This window comes from Herbidospora yilanensis (assembly GCF_001570565.1).
GTDB classification, from domain to species: domain Bacteria; phylum Actinomycetota; class Actinomycetes; order Streptosporangiales; family Streptosporangiaceae; genus Herbidospora; species Herbidospora yilanensis.
Genome location: NZ_BBXE01000016.1, coordinates 15,304 through 32,596 on the forward strand (window position 1 = coordinate 15,304; position 17,293 = coordinate 32,596).

15 protein-coding genes are annotated in these 17,293 nt (G+C 68.2%); 8 read left to right on the plus strand and 7 right to left on the minus strand.

The annotated features are described in order from the left end of the window. Nucleotides 1–11: 11 nt before the first annotated feature. The 6 genes from AW273_RS08105 to AW273_RS08130 form a co-directional block, all read right to left on the minus strand. On the minus strand, nt 12–2,375 hold the full coding sequence (locus AW273_RS08105; RefSeq protein WP_369409034.1) for a glycoside hydrolase family 2 protein: 2,364 nt from the start codon (nt 2,373–2,375) through the stop codon (nt 12–14). After that, nucleotides 2,372–3,154, minus strand: coding sequence for an ABC transporter ATP-binding protein (locus AW273_RS08110; RefSeq protein WP_083949605.1), 783 nt, complete (start codon nt 3,152–3,154; stop codon nt 2,372–2,374). Before AW273_RS08110 ends, AW273_RS08105 begins: the two co-directional genes overlap by 4 nt. Continuing rightward, nucleotides 3,154–4,098 (minus strand): ABC transporter ATP-binding protein, encoded by a 945-nt coding sequence (locus tag AW273_RS08115; RefSeq protein WP_062346839.1) that lies wholly within the window; start codon nt 4,096–4,098, stop codon nt 3,154–3,156. The genes AW273_RS08110 and AW273_RS08115 overlap by 1 nt, the downstream gene beginning before the upstream one ends. Next, a complete protein-coding gene (locus tag AW273_RS08120; protein WP_062346840.1) occupies nt 4,099–4,941 on the minus strand; it encodes an ABC transporter permease in 843 nt (280 codons plus the stop codon). It abuts the gene before it with no gap. Further along, the gene (locus AW273_RS08125) at nt 4,938–5,933 is read right to left on the minus strand and encodes an ABC transporter permease (RefSeq protein WP_062346841.1); all 996 of its coding nucleotides are present in this window, start codon (nt 5,931–5,933) and stop codon (nt 4,938–4,940) included. Before AW273_RS08125 ends, AW273_RS08120 begins: the two co-directional genes overlap by 4 nt. A gap of 65 nt (nt 5,934–5,998) precedes the next feature. Further along, nucleotides 5,999–7,720, minus strand: a complete 1,722-nt coding sequence (locus AW273_RS08130; RefSeq protein WP_232327183.1) for an ABC transporter substrate-binding protein — start codon at nt 7,718–7,720, stop codon at nt 5,999–6,001. Nucleotides 7,721–7,970: 250 nt separating this feature from the next. Here AW273_RS08130 and AW273_RS08135 point away from each other — a divergent pair, with 250 nt between their 5' ends. The 3 genes from AW273_RS08135 (at nt 7,971) to AW273_RS08145 (ending at nt 11,772) form a co-directional block, all read left to right on the plus strand. Beyond that, complete coding sequence (locus AW273_RS08135; RefSeq protein WP_062346843.1) at nt 7,971–8,990, plus strand: LacI family DNA-binding transcriptional regulator; 1,020 nt, start codon at nt 7,971–7,973, stop codon at nt 8,988–8,990. Nucleotides 8,991–9,140: 150 nt separating this feature from the next. Beyond that, a complete protein-coding gene (locus AW273_RS08140) occupies nt 9,141–10,466 on the plus strand; it encodes an LCP family protein (RefSeq protein ID WP_232327184.1) in 1,326 nt (441 codons plus the stop codon). Between the two features lie 37 nt (nt 10,467–10,503). Next, nucleotides 10,504–11,772 carry an LCP family protein gene (locus AW273_RS08145; protein ID WP_062347359.1) on the plus strand — a complete coding sequence of 423 codons (1,269 nt, stop codon included), beginning with the start codon at nt 10,504–10,506 and terminating at the stop codon, nt 11,770–11,772. On the opposite strand, the gene AW273_RS08150 is transcribed toward AW273_RS08145, so the two are convergent. Next, the gene (locus tag AW273_RS08150; protein WP_157555641.1) at nt 11,769–12,374 is read right to left on the minus strand and encodes a Uma2 family endonuclease; all 606 of its coding nucleotides are present in this window, start codon (nt 12,372–12,374) and stop codon (nt 11,769–11,771) included. The genes AW273_RS08145 and AW273_RS08150 overlap by 4 nt on opposite strands. Nucleotides 12,375–12,571: 197 nt before the next feature. On the opposite strand from AW273_RS08150, the gene AW273_RS08155 reads away from it, so the two are divergent. The 5 genes from AW273_RS08155 (at nt 12,572) to AW273_RS08175 (ending at nt 17,280) form a co-directional block, all read left to right on the plus strand. Then, nucleotides 12,572–13,654: an ABC transporter substrate-binding protein gene (locus tag AW273_RS08155; RefSeq protein ID WP_062346847.1), complete on the plus strand. Its 1,083-nt coding sequence runs from the start codon at nt 12,572–12,574 to the stop codon at nt 13,652–13,654. Next, nucleotides 13,651–14,436: an ABC transporter ATP-binding protein gene (locus AW273_RS08160; protein WP_062346849.1), complete on the plus strand. Its 786-nt coding sequence runs from the start codon at nt 13,651–13,653 to the stop codon at nt 14,434–14,436. Before AW273_RS08155 ends, AW273_RS08160 begins: the two co-directional genes overlap by 4 nt. Next, on the plus strand, nt 14,426–15,283 hold the full coding sequence (locus tag AW273_RS08165) for an ABC transporter permease (RefSeq protein WP_062346851.1): 858 nt from the start codon (nt 14,426–14,428) through the stop codon (nt 15,281–15,283). Before AW273_RS08160 ends, AW273_RS08165 begins: the two co-directional genes overlap by 11 nt. A 5-nt stretch (nt 15,284–15,288) precedes the next feature. After that, nucleotides 15,289–15,681 (plus strand): RrF2 family transcriptional regulator, encoded by a 393-nt coding sequence (locus tag AW273_RS08170; RefSeq protein ID WP_062346852.1) that lies wholly within the window; start codon nt 15,289–15,291, stop codon nt 15,679–15,681. A gap of 78 nt (nt 15,682–15,759) precedes the next feature. Continuing rightward, complete coding sequence (locus AW273_RS08175; RefSeq protein ID WP_062346854.1) at nt 15,760–17,280, plus strand: serine/threonine-protein kinase; 1,521 nt, start codon at nt 15,760–15,762, stop codon at nt 17,278–17,280. Nucleotides 17,281–17,293 lie beyond the last annotated feature (13 nt).

A 17,293-nucleotide genomic window follows, 5' to 3' on the forward strand; every position in this document is an offset into this window, starting at 1 on the left:
AGTTCCCCTGTCTATTCGTTGACGCAGCGGAGCACCGGATAGGCCGTCAGGGCGTCCGGGCCGAGATCCTTCCCGGTCACGACGAAGGTCGCGGTCTCTCCGGGGAGCAGGGTGACGAGCATGTCGTCGACGACCGCGGCGGGGTCGAGGCGGTCGGGGAACAGGGCCAGGTCGCGGACCAGGGTGCGGGCCGTGATCTCGACACGTACACCATCGCTGAGCTGCTCTGTCGTCACGTCGTAGGACGCCTGCGGCAGGTCGTCGGCGGGGAACCGGAGGGCCCGCAGGTCGCCGACGGAGGCGCTCACGAGCTCCTTCGACGGGTCGCCGGGCGTCATCGAGGCCGGCAGCGGGACGGTCATCGCCGAGCGGGCGGCCAGGCGCACCGGGAAACGTTCGCGCGCGAGTTCGCCACCGTGGACGGTCAACCGGACCACCGACAGTTCGGCCTGCCATTCGTCGGAGGTGTCGTTGACGACAACAACGGTCTCGGGGTTCTGGAAGGTGACGAGACGGTCGGCGAAGCTGCGGCGGAGGGCGTACCAGAGCGGCTTTCTGCGGCCGTCGCCGTCGACGGCGGCCCACGATGTGACGGGCCAGCAGTCGTTGAGCTGCCAGACGATCGTGCCCATGCAGTAGGGCATCAAAGAGCGGAACCGCTCGACGCCGAACGCCATCGCGTGGGCCTGGTTGAGCTGGGTGTAGTAGTGCCAGTCGTCGAAGTTGCCCGGTTGGGGCAGGTGGTCGCCGAGGCCGCGCAGCAGTTTCCCGTTGCCGTCCTGCGCCTTCTGGTGGTGCAGGACGCCTTTGGACGTCGGCGTCAGCGGCTCGTCGGAGACGGCGCGGCGCAGCGTGGCGAAGGCGGGCGGGCCCTGGAAGCCGAACTCGGCGACGAAGCGCGGGGTGTAGGTGCCGTAGAAGGTGTAGTCCTCGCGGTTCCAGACGGTCCAGATGTGGGTGGTGCCGCGTGACGGGTCGTTCGGCGGGGCGTCGGGGCTGCCCGAATAGGGCGAACCCGGCCAGTAGGGACGCGTCGGGTCGAGGTCGGCGACGATCTTGGGGAGCAGGTCGAAGTAGAACCCGGCGCCCCAGCTACGGCCGTCGAGGGTGTCCTGCCAGCCCCAGTCGGCGTGGCCCTCGATGTTCTCGTTGTTGCCGCACCACAACACGAGTGAGGGGTGGCTCGACAGGCGGGTGACCTGCTGGCGGGCCTCCGCCTCGACCTCGGCCCGGAACGGGCCCTCCTCGGGGTAGGCGGCGCAGGCGAACGGGAAGTCCTGCCAGACCAGCACGCCGAGGGCGTCGGCCTGGGCATAGAAGTCCTCGCTCTCGTAGAGGCCGCCGCCCCAGACCCGCAGCGTGTTGGCGCCGGTGTCCACAGCCTGTTGAAAACGTTCGGCGACCCGCTCCCGGGTGACCCGGTTGGGGAAGCAGTCGTCGGGGATCCAGTTGAAGCCCTTCATGAAGACCGGCTGGCCGTTCACAACCAGCCGGAAGGCCTCGCGCTCCAGCACCACCGACCGGAAGCCGATTTCACGGGACCACACGCTGTCGCCGACGGTCACGGTCAGCGGGTAGAGCGCCTGTTCGCCGTAGCCCCGGGGCCACCACAGATCGGGCTCGGGCACGGTCAGGGTGATGACCGCGGTGCGCTCGCCGGGCGCCAGGCGTACCCGCTCTTCGACCCCGGCGACGGACGCGGTCACGGTGAGCGGCGCCTGGGCGGCGCGGTCGACGGTGACGTGGACGCGCACCTTCCCGTCGCGGCCGTCGAGGGTCACCAGCGGGCGGACCTCCGCGAGCCGCGCCGACGACCAGGTCTCCAGGTAGATGGGCCGCCAGATGCCCGAGGTGACCACGGTCGGGCCCCAGTCCCAGCCGAAGTTGCAGGCCATCTTCCGGATGAACTGGTAGGGCTCACTGTAGGCGCCGGGCCGGTCGCCGAGCGCGGCCCGCTGCTTCTCGGCGTAGCCGTAGGGGGCCTCGAACAGCACCTTCAGCGTGTTCTTCCCCTCCCGCAGCAGGTGCCGGGCCGGGAAGCGGTAGACGCGGTGCTGGTTGGCGGTCTGGCCGATCTGGACGCCGTTGAGGATCACCGTCGCGGCCGTGTCGAGGCCCTCGCACACGAGGTCGGCCCGCTGGTCGCCGGGGTCGGTCCAGTCGAAGGCCGTCTCGTACGACCAGTCGGTGCGCCCGATCCACTTGAGTCTGTTCTCGTTGTCGTCGAGATAGGGGTCGGGGATGATCCCCGCGTCGAGCAGGTCGGTGTGCACGCATCCCGGCACCGTCGCCGGCAGCCCCGCCACGACCGGGCGGGGTTGCCCGGTCGACGAGACGGCCGTGACGGTCCATCCTTCGTGCAGCGTCCTGATCACGACGCGTCCTCCCATTTCGTGTGCAGTTGCGGCACCGACGCCAGCAGCTTCTTCGTATAGGCGTGCTCCGGCTGCTCGAACACGGCGTCGGTGGGCCCGTACTCCACGATCCTTCCCTTGTGGAGCACGACCGTCCGCTCACTGATGTAGTTGCCCAGCGCGAGGTCGTGGGTGATGAACAGCACCCCGAGGCCCCGCTGCTTGAGGTCGGCCAACAGGTTCAGCACGTCGATGCGGGTGGACGCGTCGAGCATCGAGATGATCTCGTCGGCGACCAGGTATTCGATGTCGAGCAGCAGCGCCCGCGCGATCAGGAGGCGCTGGAGCTGGCCGCCGGACAACTGGTGGGGGAACTTGTTCAGCACCGCCGCCGGGCTGAGCCGGACGGCGTCGAGGGCTGCTTCGATCTTCGCGGTCCACTCCTTGTCGGGCACGCCCCTGAAGTAGACCTCGCGGATCATGGCGAAGACCCGGTCGGCCTTGAAGACCGGGTTGTAGGAGCTGAACGGGTCCTGGAAGACGCCCTGGACCTTGCGGTAGTAGTCGCGCCTGCCGATCCCGCGCACGTCGCGGCCGTCGATGGAGATCGTCCCGGAGGTCGGCGGGAGCAGCCGGAGCACCATCTTGCCGATCGTGCTCTTGCCGCTGCCGCTCTCGCCGATCAGCGAGACCACCTCGCCCGGCTTGATCTCGAACCCGGCGTCGTCGACCGCCGTCATGGTCTGCCCGCCGAACGCGCCGATCCGGTAGACCTTGGTGACCCCGTCGAGTTTCAGCATCAGGCGGCCTTCCAGCAGGCGACGACGTGGTCCTTCTCGACCTCGACCGGCGGCGGGTCCTCGGCGCACTTCTCGAACGCCAGCGGGCAGCGGTCGCGGAACCGGCACCCGGGCTCGGGCTTGAGCAGCGACGGCGGGTTCCCGGGGATGCCGGTGAGGCGCTTGTCGGCGTACCGGACCCCGACCTCCGGGAGGGAGGAGATCAGAAGCTGGGTGTACGGGTGCTTCGGCGCGTTCACCACGGTCGAGGCGGGCGCCTTCTCGGCGAGTTTCCCGGCGTACATGACCATGATCGTGTCGGCGAGCTGGTTGGTCAGCGAGATGTCGTGGGTGATGAAGATCATCGACTTCACGAAGCCGCGGTCGCGGAAGCCCTTCAGCGTGGTGACGACGGCCTTCTGGGTGGAGACGTCGAGGGCCGAGGTGATCTCGTCGGCGATCAGCAGCGAGGGGTTGAGCAACGTCGAGATGACCATGACCATGCGCTGCTTCATGCCGCCGGACAACTCGATCGGGTACTTCCCGAGCACGTCCTTCGGCAGCTCCACCAGGTCGAGGCGGTTGTGCAGTTCGTCGAGGTCGAGCTTCTCCCGGCGCGATTCGAGCAGCTCGCGGACCATGCGGCCGATCTTGCGGGTGGGGTTCATCGCGCTCATCGAGTACTGCGGGATGAGCGAGACGTGCTTGAACCGGTAGGGGTTCATCTTGGCGTCGTCGCCGATCGGGAGGACCTGGCCGTCGAGGGTGACGCTGCCGCCGACGTGTTTCATCCGGCCGTCGAGCCGGATCAGCGCCTTGCCGAGGGTGGTCTTGCCGCAGCCCGACTCCCCCGCGAGTCCCAGGATCTCGCCGTCTCTCAACGGGAACGAGACCCCGTCGAGGGCCTGCACGTCGCCTTTCAACGTCCGGTAGTAGACCCTGAGGTCGTCCACTTCCAGGGTCATCTAGAGCTCCCTCAGCTTGGGGTTGAACACCTCGTCGAGGCCGACGTTGGCGACGTACAGGGCGCCGACGATGAGGGTGATGCCGGCTCCGGGTGGGACGAACCACCACCACAGGCCCAGGTGCATCGCACTCCACTGGTGGGCCTGTTGCAGCATCAGGCCGAGGGAGACGGCGTCGGTCGGGCCGAGGCCGATGAAGTCGAGCGACGAGGCGATCAGGATCGAGCCGCCGAACAGCAGGATGAACGTGAGCAGCAGGTAGGAGCTCATGTTCGGGGCGATCTCGCGCATGATGATGCGGCCCGACCCCACGCCGCTGAGCCGGGCCAGGTCGACGAAGTCGCGTCCGCGCAGCGAGAAGGTCTGGGCGCGGATCGACCGGGCCGCCCACGGCCACTGCGTCAGCCCGATGAACAGGGCCTGCATGCCCGCGCTCCGGACGCCGATGTAGGCGTTCAGGATGAACAGCACGGCCAGCGTCGGCAGCACCAGGACGATGTTGGTGAGCATGTTGAGGATCTCGTCGATCCAGCCGCCCTTGTAGCCGGCCAGGAACCCGACGACCATGCCGATGACCGCCGCGATGCCCCCGCCGAGCGCGCCGACCAGGAACGTCGTGCGCAGGCCGTGCACGAACTGGGCCCACAGGTCCTGCCCGAACGTGTTGGTGCCGAGCCAGAACTCCCCGCCGGGCGGCTGCATCTGCATGCCGACGTACTCGGTCGGGGGCTTGTCGATGAAGAACGGCCCGATCACGCCGATGCCCAGCAGGACCAGGATGATCCCGGCCCCCACCAGCAGCTTCGTGTTGCGGATCGCGAAGTAGAGCGCCTCCGTCTTCATGCCGCGGCACCCGCCATTCCGACTCGCGTACGCGGATCGACGATCACGTAGACCACGTCGATGATGAAGTTGGCGATCAGCACGCCCAGCACGATGAACAGGAACGCGCCCTGGAGCAGGAAGAAGTCCTTGTTCTGGATGGCCGCCAGGATCAGCGATCCGAGGCCCGGATAGGAGAACACGATCTCCGTCACCAGCGCGCCGGCGACCAGCACCCCCAGTTGCAGCGCCAGACCGGTGATCTGCGGCAGCACCGCGTTCCTGAAGGCGTAGCGCCGGATGAGCTTCTGGGGGGCGCCCAGCGCCGACATGTAGTTGGCGTAGTCCGATTCGAGCTCGTAGATGATCACGTTGCGCATGCCGATCGCCCAGCCGCCCAGCGCGACCAGGAACAACGACGCGAACGGCAACAACCAGTGCCAGAACAGGTCGGCGACGAACGCCCACGTCAACGAGGGCGTCATCGAGAAGCTGTAGCCGCCGGCCACCGGGAAGATCCCCCACACGACGCCGAAGCCCCAGGCCATCAGGGCGGCCAGCCAGAGATAGGGGGTGGCGGTCAGCACGTACGAGACCGGCAGGACGGTGTTGTCCAGCACCTTGCGGCGGGCGGCGAGCGCGCCGAGGCGGTTCCCGACCACCCAGCTCAGCAGGATCGACGGGACGAGCAGCGCCAGCGAGTAGGGCACCGCCCGGGTGAGCAGGTCGGCGACCGGCGTCGGGAACGCCCACAGGCTGATCCCGAAGTCGCCGCGGAACAGGGATCCCCAGGAGTTCAGATACTGCTGCCACCAGGGGAGGTCGAAGCCGAACAGGTTGTTGTAGTAGACGCGCAGGGCTTCCTGGGCCTCGGGCTGCGCGACCCGGGCCCGCGCCAGCATGCTCGCGACGGGGTCACCCGGCATGAGGCGCGGCACCAGCCAGTTGACGGTCACCGCCATGAAGAAGGTCAGCCCGTAGATGAGCAGTTTCCTGCCGAAATAGCGACGCAAGAGGGGTTCTCCCTAGGGAGGCCCTCCCCGGCTTCGCAGCGCCGGGGAGGGCCGAGACGGGTTGGCTAGGGAGCGACCGGCTGCAGCGACGCGAGCGACTCGAAGCCGCCGAGTTCGAGCCAGTTACGCCACATCGTGGGCGCCGACTTGGGCGCGCTGCCCTCGCTGGAGGGCCAGTTCTTCCACACGCTGCTGCTGACCTGCGACCAGAGGCCGTTGTACCAGAGCGGGATGACCGGCATCTCGTCGAGCATGATCGACTCAAGCTGCGAGGCGACCTTCTTCATGCCCTCGACGTCGTCGGTCTTGGTGCCGTCGAGCTGCTGCACCAGCTTCCAGGCCTCCTCGTTCTCGTACCGGCCGAAGTTCACGGTGTTCTGCTGCGCCTGGACGGGGAGCTGGAAGACGTACTCGAAGTAGGTGTACGGGGAGTTCGAGAGCTGACGCTCGTTGTTGATGACCAGGTCGAACTTGCCCGAGTTGCGGGCCTCGACGAGGGCGTTGTAGTCGGGGAACTCGGCCTCGACGTTGATGCCGGCGGCCTTGGCGCCGGTGGCGATGACCCGGATGGCCTCCATCCAGTCGGTCCATCCGGCCGGCACGATCAGCTTGAGCGCGATCGGCGAGCCGTCCTTGTTCTCGACCATGCCGTCGCCGTTGGCGTCCTTGTAGCCGGCGGCGGCGAGCATCTGCTTGGCCTTGGCGGTGTCGAACGCGAAGCCCTTCTGGCCGACGACCGCCTGGTCGACGAACTGGTCCCACTGCGGCAGCAGGCCGGTCGGGCTGGCGGGCTTGACCAGGTTGCCGTACACGCCCTCGACGATCTTCTTCACGTCGACCGAGGTGGCCAGCGCCTTGCGGAACGCGGCGTCGTTCATCGGCTTCTTGGTGGTGTTGGGCACCAGCCAGGCGGTGTTGGCCGACAACATGTAGGGCGGCTCTGGGTAGAACGTGGTGATGCCGAAGTTGCCGCTGACCAGGTTGGCCGCGCCCGGCAGGAAGTTGTTGGACAGGTCGAGGCCCTTCTGGAGCAGCAGGCCCATCGCCACCTCGTTGGAGGAGTTGACGATGTCGACGATGTACTTCGGCTTCGGGTCGAGGTTGAGCTGCGCCTTGCCCCACCAGGTGTCGTTCTTCACCCACGCGACGCGGTCCTGGTCATGGCTGTGGTACTTGTACGCGCCGGTGCCGACCGGGTTCTCGTTGATCCCGTCGAGCACGTCCTTCTCGGCCCGGCCCTCCCAGATGTGCTTGGGCACGATCGACCGGCTGTAGATGTTGAAGTCCCACTGCTGGTAGTTGGCCTTGGAGAAGCTGAACCGCACGGTCGACGCGTCGGGCGCCTCGACGGCGGAGAGCCAGTTCCACAGGTTGTGGTAGGGGATCGTCTCCATCTTGCCGAGTTCGAAGGTGAACTTGACGTCCTCGGCGGTGAACGGCTTGCCGTCCGACCAGGTGATGTTCGGCCGCAGCTTGACCTCGTACGTCGTGTCGTCGACCCAGGCCCCGCTCGCGGCCAGCCACGGGGTGAGCTTCCCGGCGACCGGGTCGAAGTGGAACAGCGTCTCGTAGACCAGGCCCTTGGTGCCGGTCGCGGAGTCCCACTCACGGATGGGGTTGAAGTTCGCGGGTGGTCCCCACTGGGTGCCGCTCGTGTAGAGGGTCTCGTTCCGCGGGAAGGCGCCGCCTTCGGCGGCGGGAGCCGGCGCGGCCGGCGCGGTCGCTCCCGGGGCCGGAGTGGGGGTGCCACCACTCGTACACGCGGCCGCGAGTAAGCCCGCTGCCACGATAGGGATCAGAAACCGGGTAGCGCGGTTCCGCATCGTCTCTACTCCTTGCATCCACACCTGCTGGCCAACCCCGATGGGCCGGCCGGTGGGAGCCCCCGGCCGACGGGTTGGGAGCGCTCCCAAGAGGCTCCCAATGCGTGATTCATGGCTGAACCGGATAAGTACCGAGACCGTAAAATCCACATGACGGGGGTGTCAATAGCCTGATATACGCTGAACCAGTTAAGTCGCACGACGGGGTGGGTTCGTGAAAAGACCGACGATCGCTGATATCGCACGTCAGGCGGGGGTTTCCAAGGGTGCGGTGTCCTACGCGCTCAACGGGCAACCCGGTGTATCGGAGTCCACCCGGCAGCGCATTCTTGCGATAGCCGATGAAATCGGCTGGCGGCCGAACAGCGCCGCCCGCGCCCTGAACGGCGCCCGCGCCAACGCGATCGGCCTGACGCTCTGCCGCCCGGCCCGCATCCTCGGCATGGAACCGTTCTTCATGGAGCTCATCAGCGGCCTGGAGGCCGAGTTGTCGGCGCGCGACTTCGCGCTCATGCTCCAGGTCGTCGGCGACCACGACGCCGAGATCGCGGTCCACCAGCGCTGGTGGGGCGAGGGCCGCATCGACGGCGCGTTCCTGGTCGACCTGCACGTCGACGATCCGCGCGTCCCGGTCATGGAGGAACTCGGCATGCCGGTCGTCGTCATCGGCGACCCGTCCGGGACGGGCACGCTGGTGCCGGTCTGGTCCGACGAGGGCGCCCCGGTACGCGAGACCGTCGACTACCTCACCGCCCTCGGCCACCGGCGGATCGCCCGAATTGCGGGCCTGCCGAAACTCGTCCACACCACACTGCGCGACCGCGAGTTCGCCCGCGCCTGCGCCGGGCTCGACGACTGCCCGGTCGTGCACACCGACTACACGGGCGAGGAGGGCGCGCGGGCCACCCGGCGGCTGCTGTCGTCGCGGGTCAGGCCGACCGCGATCGTCTACGACAACGACATCATGGCCGTCGCCGGCCTCTCGGTCGCCCAGGAGATGGGCCTGGCCGTCCCCACCGACCTGTCGATCGTGGCCTGGGACGACTCACCCCTCTCTCAGGTCGTACGCCCCCCGCTGACCGCCCTGACCAGGGATATCCCGGCCTATGGGGCACACGCCGCACGCATGCTGCTCGACCTGATCGACGGCTCCCAGCCCGGTTCGTTCGAAGACCGGGCGGCCAGTCTGAATCCTCGCGGAAGCACCGGACCGCCGGTTTCGGCCGGGCATTAGGGGATTCGTCGTTACACTTTGCAGCGGTGACCGGGGGGTGGCCCCCCGACCGTTTCCCCCGGGGGTAGGGCGTTGAGTCAGGTCGACGTGCGTCCAAGGCTGGTTCCGCCACCACTGCCCGAACGGCCCCGCCGCCTTTGGGTCGCATGGGTGCAGGTGCTGATCGCGGCGGTCATGGGCGTCGTGGTCGGGGCGGTGAGCTTCGTGGTCACCGGCTACGTGAAGGTCACCACCGTCAAGCACGAGTCGGTCCCGACGTCCGACCTCGGCCCGCGTCCGGAGAAGATCAACCCGGCGCTGAACGTGCTCATCGTGGGCTCCGACCAGCGCAACGGCGCGAACGCCAAGTATGGCGACTTCGCCGGAGAGCGCACCGACACGATCATCCTGGCCCACATCTCCCCCAAACGTGACGGCGCCACGTTGATCAGCTTCCCGCGCGACTCCCTCGTGCAGTTGCCGGCCTGCCGGGCCAGGAAGGGCTTCCCGGGCCAGAACGCCCACGTCGGCATGATCAACGAGTCGTTCAACTCGGGGGGCATCGGCTGCACGTGGAAGACGATCGAGACGCTCACCAAAATCCACATCGACCACTACGTGAAGGTCGACTTCACCGGCTTCAAGGCCATGGTCGACGCGCTGGGGGGCGTGCCGGTCTGCGTACCGGAACCCGGGATCAGCGACAAGAAGGCCCTGCTCACCCTCGCGCCCGGCAAGCAGACCCTCAACGGGGAACAGAGCCTCGGTTACGTCCGCGCCCGCTACAGCCTCGGCGACGGCTCCGACATCGGCCGCATCCAGCGCCAGCAGATGTTCCTGGCCGCGATGGCGAAGAAGGCGATGAGCGGCGAGACCCTCACCAACCCGGGCGCGCTGCTGGCCCTGCTCGACGCGGTGACCAAGTCGATCACCACCGACCCCGAGCTGACCCCGTCGGTGCTGAAAGACCTGGCGCTGAGCGCCGAGGGCCTGAAGGCCGGTTCGATCCGGTTCATCACCACGCCCTGGCACTACTCGCTGACCAGCCCCGGCCGGGTCGAGTGGGTGCAGCCGCAGGCCAGGAGCCTGTTCACGATGGTGGCCAAAGACCAGCTCACCTCGAAGGTCGACACGGGCGAACAGAAGATCCCCAAGAGCCAGATCCACGTGCTCGTGCAGAACGGCTCGGGCCGCTCCGGCCTGGCCACGAACGTGGCGGCGATCCTGGAGCAGCGCGGCTACCACATCCTCGGCGTCGAGGACGCGCCCAAGCCCTACCCGAAGACGTTCGTGAAATACACCCCGAACGGCCAGACGCGCGCGGCCCGGGTGTTCCGCGAACTGGTGAAGTCGACCACGTTCAACGTGAAGAACGGCACGACGCAGCGGGTCGTCCTGGTGCTCGGCGCCGACTACCAGGGCCTCAAGGAACCGAAGACCACCATCGAAGACGTCGAGGGCTTCGACGCGACCCACGACACCTGCACCACACAGTAAGCGTTAGCCCTCGATGGAACAGGGCATACGGGACGTCATGCGCGAAAACCGGAGCCTGCGCAGGGCGTTGGCCCTGACGCTCGCTTCGACGATTCTGTGGGGCGTCGCGCACATCTGGACCGGCCGGACCCGCACCGGCCTGACCCTCGCGGCCGGGTGGCTGGTCCTGTTGTCGGCCGCGGTGACCGTCCTCGGCAACGCGCCGACGCTGCCGCTGCGGCGGCTCGACGTGGTCGTCGACGCCGGGGTCGTGCTGGCCGTCGTGTGGGTGGGCGTCATCGTCTGGTCGTGGCTGGTGATCCGCCCCCGGCGGGTGCGCTTCGGCCTTCCCCTGCTCGCCGTCGCCGGGCTCTGCGTGCTGGTGGCCGCGCCGCTGGGCTACGCGGCGCGGCTGGCGTACGTGTCGAACGAGGTGGTCAGCACGGCCTTCGCCGCCGACGACCCGGCCCCCGAGGTCGCGGCCCCCGTGGCGGCCGACCCCTGGGCGGGCCGCGAACGCCTGAACATCCTGCTCGTCGGCGCCGACGCGGCCGAGAACCGGCCCGGCGCCCGGACCGACAGCATGACGGTGGCCTCGGTCGACACCCGCACGGGAGAGTCGGTCCTGTTCTCCCTGCCGCGCAACCTGCAGAACGTGCCGGTCGAGGGCTTCCCCCCGGCCGCGTTGCTGAACGAGGTCTTCCAATGGGGCGAAGACCACGAAGAGTCCGGCGCCGACCTGCTGAAGTCGACGGTCGGCGACATCCTCGGCCTCGACGTCGACTACTACGCGATGGTGGACATGCGCGGCTTCGCCCAGATCATCAACGCCATGGGCGGCGTCACCGTGACGGTGCGGCACGACATCGTGTTCGGCGCCTATCGCGAGGGCCTCATCAAGGCCGGCACCCGGCGTCTGAACGGCACCGAGGCCCTGTGGTTCGGCCGCTCCCGCACCGACAGCGACGACTACCAGCGCATGGGCCGGCAGAAGTGCCTGCTGAACGCGGTGGCCGACCAGGCCGACCCGCTGAAGGTGCTGCGCGGCTTCGAACGCATCGCGGACGTGACCAAGCGCTACGTCTCGACCGACATCCCGCGAAGCCTGGTGCCCGATCTAATCGACCTGGCCCCGAAGGTCAAGGAGGCCGACATCACCAGCCTCCAGTTCGTGCCGCCGCTGATCCGGACCGGAAACCCGGATTGGGACCTGATCAAGGAGAAGGTCGCCGAGGCGCTGGGCGAACACACCCGCCCGGTTGCGGCGACCCCGGCCGCGAAGCCGAAGGCCGACAAACCGGTCGACCTGGACAGGTCATGTTCCTAGCACTTGACCTCGAAAAGGACAGCGGGGTCGAACTCGATTGGAACCGGCGCTTCTGATTCGAACAGATGCCGAGCAAAGACCCTTTCCACCCGCTCATAGGTGCGATGTCCGGACGCGAGCTTGTTGCGAGTGATGCACAACGCCGGCTCGAACTCGACGATCCAGTATTCGGGAATCCCCGAAGCGGCATACTCGTCGAACTTCTCGTACCAATCGGTACGTTCGCTACCACTACCCCGCGAAACGATCTCTACGACCAGTCTCACGTCACGCGCTTCGTGGCCTCGTTCCATCTGTCGAGTCGACCGCTCGACGGCTGTCTGATCGATTACCGCGACGTCAGGTACGAGAAGGCCGTGCTCGGTGAGGACGTCGGTCGGTCCGCGGACGATGAGATCGGCATTGGCGATTTTGATGGCAGATCTCAGGAGGTCCCGGAGATTTTCCGCCACGGTCTCGTGGGGCACGATCGGCCAGGGCGACATCAGGATCCATCCCTTGAGGAGCTCGTAGCGCGCGTCCCTCGGCATGCGATCCAGATCCGCGATCTCGTAGGGGCCACGATCGAACGCGTAGTCCTGCCCGTCGTAAGCGACGGTCACGCCCCTCACCTCCGATCCAACGGTGTCCTGAAAGCTTATAAGGCGCACACATCATCCCTTCGTGTTTAGGAGAAGTATATAGACATCTCCTAGACGTTCATTGCATGTCCAAAAACCTACCGGGCTTGACGGGAATCTTGGATCGCTCTTTAATACTCCCTAACCCGACTTATTTAGTAGGAATCAGGGAGAAGCGTATGAAGGCTCGCAGGGTTCGCGGGGTCGTCGCCGCGCTGGCCGCGGTGATGGTCACCTCGCTCGCGGCCGCCTGCGGCGGGGGCGGTACGACCGCCGAAGGGGGCGCCTCCGCTCCCGCCGGCGGGGCACCTGCGGAGAAGAGCGAGCTCCGGCTCGGGTTCTTCCCCAACATCACCCACTCGACCGCCCTCGTCGGCGTCGAGAAGGGCTACTTCACCAAGGCTCTGGGCGACGACGTCACCCTCAAGACGAGCACCTTCAACGCCGGTCCCGCCGCCATCGAGGCGGTCTTCTCGGGGGCCATCGACGCGACCTACATCGGCCCGAACCCCGCGATCAACGCGTGGGAGAAGTCGAAGGGCCAGGCGATCAAGATCGTGGCGGGGGCGGCGTCGGGGGGCGTCTACCTGGTCGTGAAGCCCGAGATCAACAGCATCGAGGACCTCAAGGGCAAGAAGGTCGCCACCCCGCAGCTCGGCAACACCCAGGACGTCGCCCTGCGCTACTACCTGGACGAGAAGGGCATCAAGACCGACACCAAGGGTGGCGGCGAGGTGTCGATCGTGCCGCAGGAGAACTCGCTGACCCTGCAGACCTTCGCCACCGGCGACATCGACGGCGCGTGGGTGCCCGAGCCCTTCGCCAGCCGCCTGATCCAGGAGAGCGGCGGCAAGGTCCTGATCGACGAGCGCGACCTGTGGCCGAACAAGCAGTTCGTGATCACCCACCTGATCGTCCGGCAGGAGTGGGCCAAGGAGCACCCCGACCTGGTCAAGAAGCTGATCGAGGGCCACGTCGAGTCGACCGCCTTCATCAACTCCGACCCGGCCGGCGCGGCCACGGCGGTCAACGCCCAGCTTGAGAAGCTGACCGGCAAGCCGCTCAAGCCCGAGGTGCTCGACGCGGCGCTGAAGAACATCACGTTCACCAACGACCCGATCGCCTCCTCGCTGGTCGGCAGCGCCGACCACGCCATCAAGGTCGGCCTGCTGAAGCCGATCGACCTCAACGGCATCTACGACCTGACCACGCTCAACGGGATCCTGGCCGCCAAGGGCGAGACGGCGGTGAGCGACAAGTGACAGCTCCTATCCAGGAGCTCGGCCACGGCCGGACGGAGGGCCCCGTGCCCGCCGTCCGGCTGGACGCCGTCTCCAAGGTCTACGGCCGGGGCACGACCAGCCTGCTCGCCCTCGACCAGGTCTCCCTGACGGCGGCGCAGGGCGAGTTCGTCTGTCTCCTCGGCGCGTCGGGGTGCGGCAAGAGCACCATGCTCAACCTCGTCGCGGGTCTCGACCGGCCGACCGCCGGGACCATCGAGACCGGCGGCAGGCAGATCGCCATGATGTTCCAGGAACCGGCCCTGTTCCCGTGGCTGACCGTCACGGGCAACGTCGAGCTCGCCCTGCGCAAGCTCGACCGCAGGAAGCGCAGGGAGCGGGCGGCCGAGCTCCTCGACGTCGTCCACCTCGGCGGCTTCGCCAAGAAGCGCCCCCACGAGTTGTCCGGCGGCATGCGCCAGCGTGTCTCCCTCGCCCGCGCGCTCGCCCAGGAGGCCGACGTCCTGCTGATGGACGAACCGTTCGGCGCCCTCGACGCGATGACCCGCGACCTCCTCCACGACGAACTGGAGCGCATCTGGCGCGAGCGCAACCTCGCGATCCTGTTCGTCACCCACAACGTGCGCGAGGCGGTCCGCCTCGGCGACCGGGTGGTTCTCCTGTCCAGCCGCCCGGGGACCGTCATCGAGGACTACGCGGTGGAGCTCGAACGCCCGCGCCGCACGGAGTCGGCCGAGGTCGCCAAGCTCGCCGGAGAGATCACGGTCCGGCTCAAGGAGGAGGTCAGCCGCCATGGCCGTTGAGACACGCGATCAGATCGCCGGGCTCGACGCGCTGGAGATCCAGGTCAAGGCCAGGCGCAACATCCCGGCGGCGATCTGGGGCCGCCTGTGGCCCATGCTGCTGGCCGTCTCGATCGTGCTGGTCATCTGGGAAGCGGTCGTCCTGGCCGAGTTCTGGCCCGAATACGTCTTCGCCGGACCGGTCACCGCCCTCGGCGAGCTCGGGACCCGCCTGGGCGAGGGCGAGTTCTGGCACGCCGTCGCCACCACGATGCGCCGGGCGGTCTCGGGTTTCCTGCTGGCCATCCTCGTCGGCGTCGTCATCGGCGCGGCCGTCTCCCGGGTCAAGCTGCTCCGGGCGGCGTTCGGGTCGCTGATCACCGGTCTCCAGACCATGCCGTCGATCGCCTGGTTCCCGCTCGCCATCCTACTGTTCGGCCTCACCGAGAACGCGATCACCTTCGTGGTCGTGCTCGGCGCGGCGCCGTCGATCGCCAACGGCCTCATCACCGGCGTCGACTACACGCCGCCGATCCTGCTCAGAGCCGGTCACGTGCTGGGGCTGCGGCGGATCTCCCTCTATCGGCACCTGATCCTGCCCGCCTCGTTGCCGTCGTTCCTGGCGGGGCTGAAGCAGGGCTGGGCGTTCGCGTGGCGGTCGCTGATGGCGGGCGAGATCCTGGTGATCATCGCCAACCAGCCCTCACTGGGCGAGCAGCTCCACTACGCCCGAGAGCTGGCCGACTCGGCCCGCCTGCTGGCCACGATGATCGTCATTCTGCTCATCGGCATCGTGGTCGACGTGCTCTTCGGCGCGGCGGACAACGCGCTGCGTCGCCGCTGGGGGCTGGACCAGCGGATCGGCTGACAGGCATGCGCCTGTCGGCACGCACCCATTACGCGCTCCGGGCGGCGGCCGAACTCGCGGCCGCCCCTCCGGGGCCCGTCCCGGCCGAACGCATCTCGGCCGCCCAGCGCATCCCGCGCCGTTTCCTGGACAACATCCTGCTGCAACTGCGCCGCGCGGGACTGATCCACAGTCAGCGCGGCCCCGACGGCGGCTACTGGCTCGCCCGTCCGGCCGATCAGATCACGCTCGCCGAGGTCATCGTGGTGATCGAGGGAGTGCCGCAGGACAACGAGGCGTTCTTCGGCGCCTCCGAGCCGCTGGAGAAGGTCTGGGCGGCGCTGCGCGAGAACGAGGCCCGCGTGCTCGGCGGAGTGACCCTGGCCCACCTCGCCGGCGGGTCTCTCCCGGCCCTGTGACACATACCTCACCTAAGCCCCATTAGTTATGGAAGACTCCGACTTCTATAGAGGCCCGGGTGTGCAGAGGCAGGCTTTATGGGAAGTCCGGGGCAGCTCGTAGTCAAGCGTTACCGGCTCGTCCGGGCGCTCGGCCAGGGCAACACGGGCATCGTCTGGGAAGGCCACGACGACCTGCTCGACCGCCCGGTGGCCGTCCGCGAGGTGTTGCTCCCCGCCGGGTTGCGGGAGAGCCGCCTGACCGCGTTGCAGCAGCGCATCGCGCGGGAGTCGCGGCAGGCCGAGCGGCTGCGGCATCCCGGCATCGCCTCCGTCTTCGACGTCGCCGAAGAAGACGACACGCTGTACGTCGTCATGGAGCTGGCCCGGTCCAGGTCGCTCGACGGGATCGTGGCGAGTGACGGGCCGCTGGAGGTGCCGAAGGCCGCGTACGTCATCAGGACCGCCCTCGCCGCCCTCACGGTGGCCCACGCGGCCGGGGTCCGGCACGGCGACGTGCGGCCCGCGAACATCCTGGTCGGGCATGACGGCCGGGTGGTGCTGGCCGACTTCGGCGTGGGCTCGGTGGCGGCCGACCCGGTGTTCGCCAAGCGGGTGGGCGAACGGTCGCCCGCCCACGGCGAGTCGTGGAGTTCGGCGCGCTCGGCGGCCACGTTCCGGGCGCCGGAACGGACCGATCCCGACGCGCCGGTCAGGGAGACCGCCGACCTGTGGTCGCTGGGCGCCTCGCTCTATTTCGCGGTCACCGGGAAGCCCCCGGCGCCGCCGCAGGAGAAGCCGCGGACCCCCGCGAAGGACGTCGACGTGTCGGCCGCCCCGGAGGAGCTGCGGCCGGTGCTCGCCGCGCTGCTGGCGCGCGACCCCAAGCGGCGTCCGTCCCACGAGGCCGCCGACGAACTGCTCGCGGCGTTCGAACCGCCGCCGGCCCCGTCCGAGCCGAAGCCGGTGCGGGGCGGCGGGCGGATGCGGTTCATCGCGGTCGGCACGGCCGTCGTCGTCATCGCGGGCGCGGTCAGCGGATGGGCGCTGTTACGTCCCGAGTCGACGGTCATCACCACCCGCACCGCCGCGACCGATCCGACCACCGCGCCGGTCGTGCTCCCGTCGCCGTCGCCCTCGCCGGTCGAGGCGCTGAGGTTCCGGCTGGCCCCGTACGACTCCCCGGCCGGCTGGCACGCCATGGCGCCCCGCACGTGGAAGCGCACCGTCGGGGAGTACTCCGTCTGGTGGGTCGACCCCCGTCAGCGCGCTCACCTGTCGATAGAGGTGACGAACCAGGTCGGCACCGATCCGCTGGCCGCCCTCCACGAGGCGGAGGCGTTCCTCTATCCCAACGTGGAGGCGTACACGAAACTGCGCCTGAAGACCGTCGGGTCGAGGCTGGGGTCGGCCGCCGATTGGGAGTTCACCTGGCGCCAGGTTCGTAACGCGCGAGACACACACCTGGTGAAGGGGCAGACGTACCACCAATATCGGCGCGTCATCTCCACCGAAACCACCACGACGGTTCTCACCTGGACGACCACCGCCACCGAATGGGAGCGCATGCGGCCCACATTGCTCCGGGTCTTCCGGGCCTACTCGCCCACGCGGACCTGAAGATCCATGGCAC

Coding starts and splice junctions, on each gene's coding strand:
- AW273_RS08115 (WP_062346839.1), bottom strand. CDS start 4,098: ATGACCCTGGAAGTGGACGACCTCAGGGTCTACTACCGGACGTTGAAA.
- AW273_RS08155 (WP_062346847.1), top strand. CDS start 12,572: ATGAAGGCTCGCAGGGTTCGCGGGGTCGTCGCCGCGCTGGCCGCGGTG.
- AW273_RS08110 (WP_083949605.1), bottom strand. CDS start 3,154: ATGCTGAAACTCGACGGGGTCACCAAGGTCTACCGGATCGGCGCGTTC.
- AW273_RS08175 (WP_062346854.1), top strand. CDS start 15,760: ATGGGAAGTCCGGGGCAGCTCGTAGTCAAGCGTTACCGGCTCGTCCGG.
- AW273_RS08145 (WP_062347359.1), top strand. CDS start 10,504: ATGCGCGAAAACCGGAGCCTGCGCAGGGCGTTGGCCCTGACGCTCGCT.
- AW273_RS08120 (WP_062346840.1), bottom strand. CDS start 4,941: ATGAAGACGGAGGCGCTCTACTTCGCGATCCGCAACACGAAGCTGCTG.
- AW273_RS08170 (WP_062346852.1), top strand. CDS start 15,289: ATGCGCCTGTCGGCACGCACCCATTACGCGCTCCGGGCGGCGGCCGAA.
- AW273_RS08165 (WP_062346851.1), top strand. CDS start 14,426: ATGGCCGTTGAGACACGCGATCAGATCGCCGGGCTCGACGCGCTGGAG.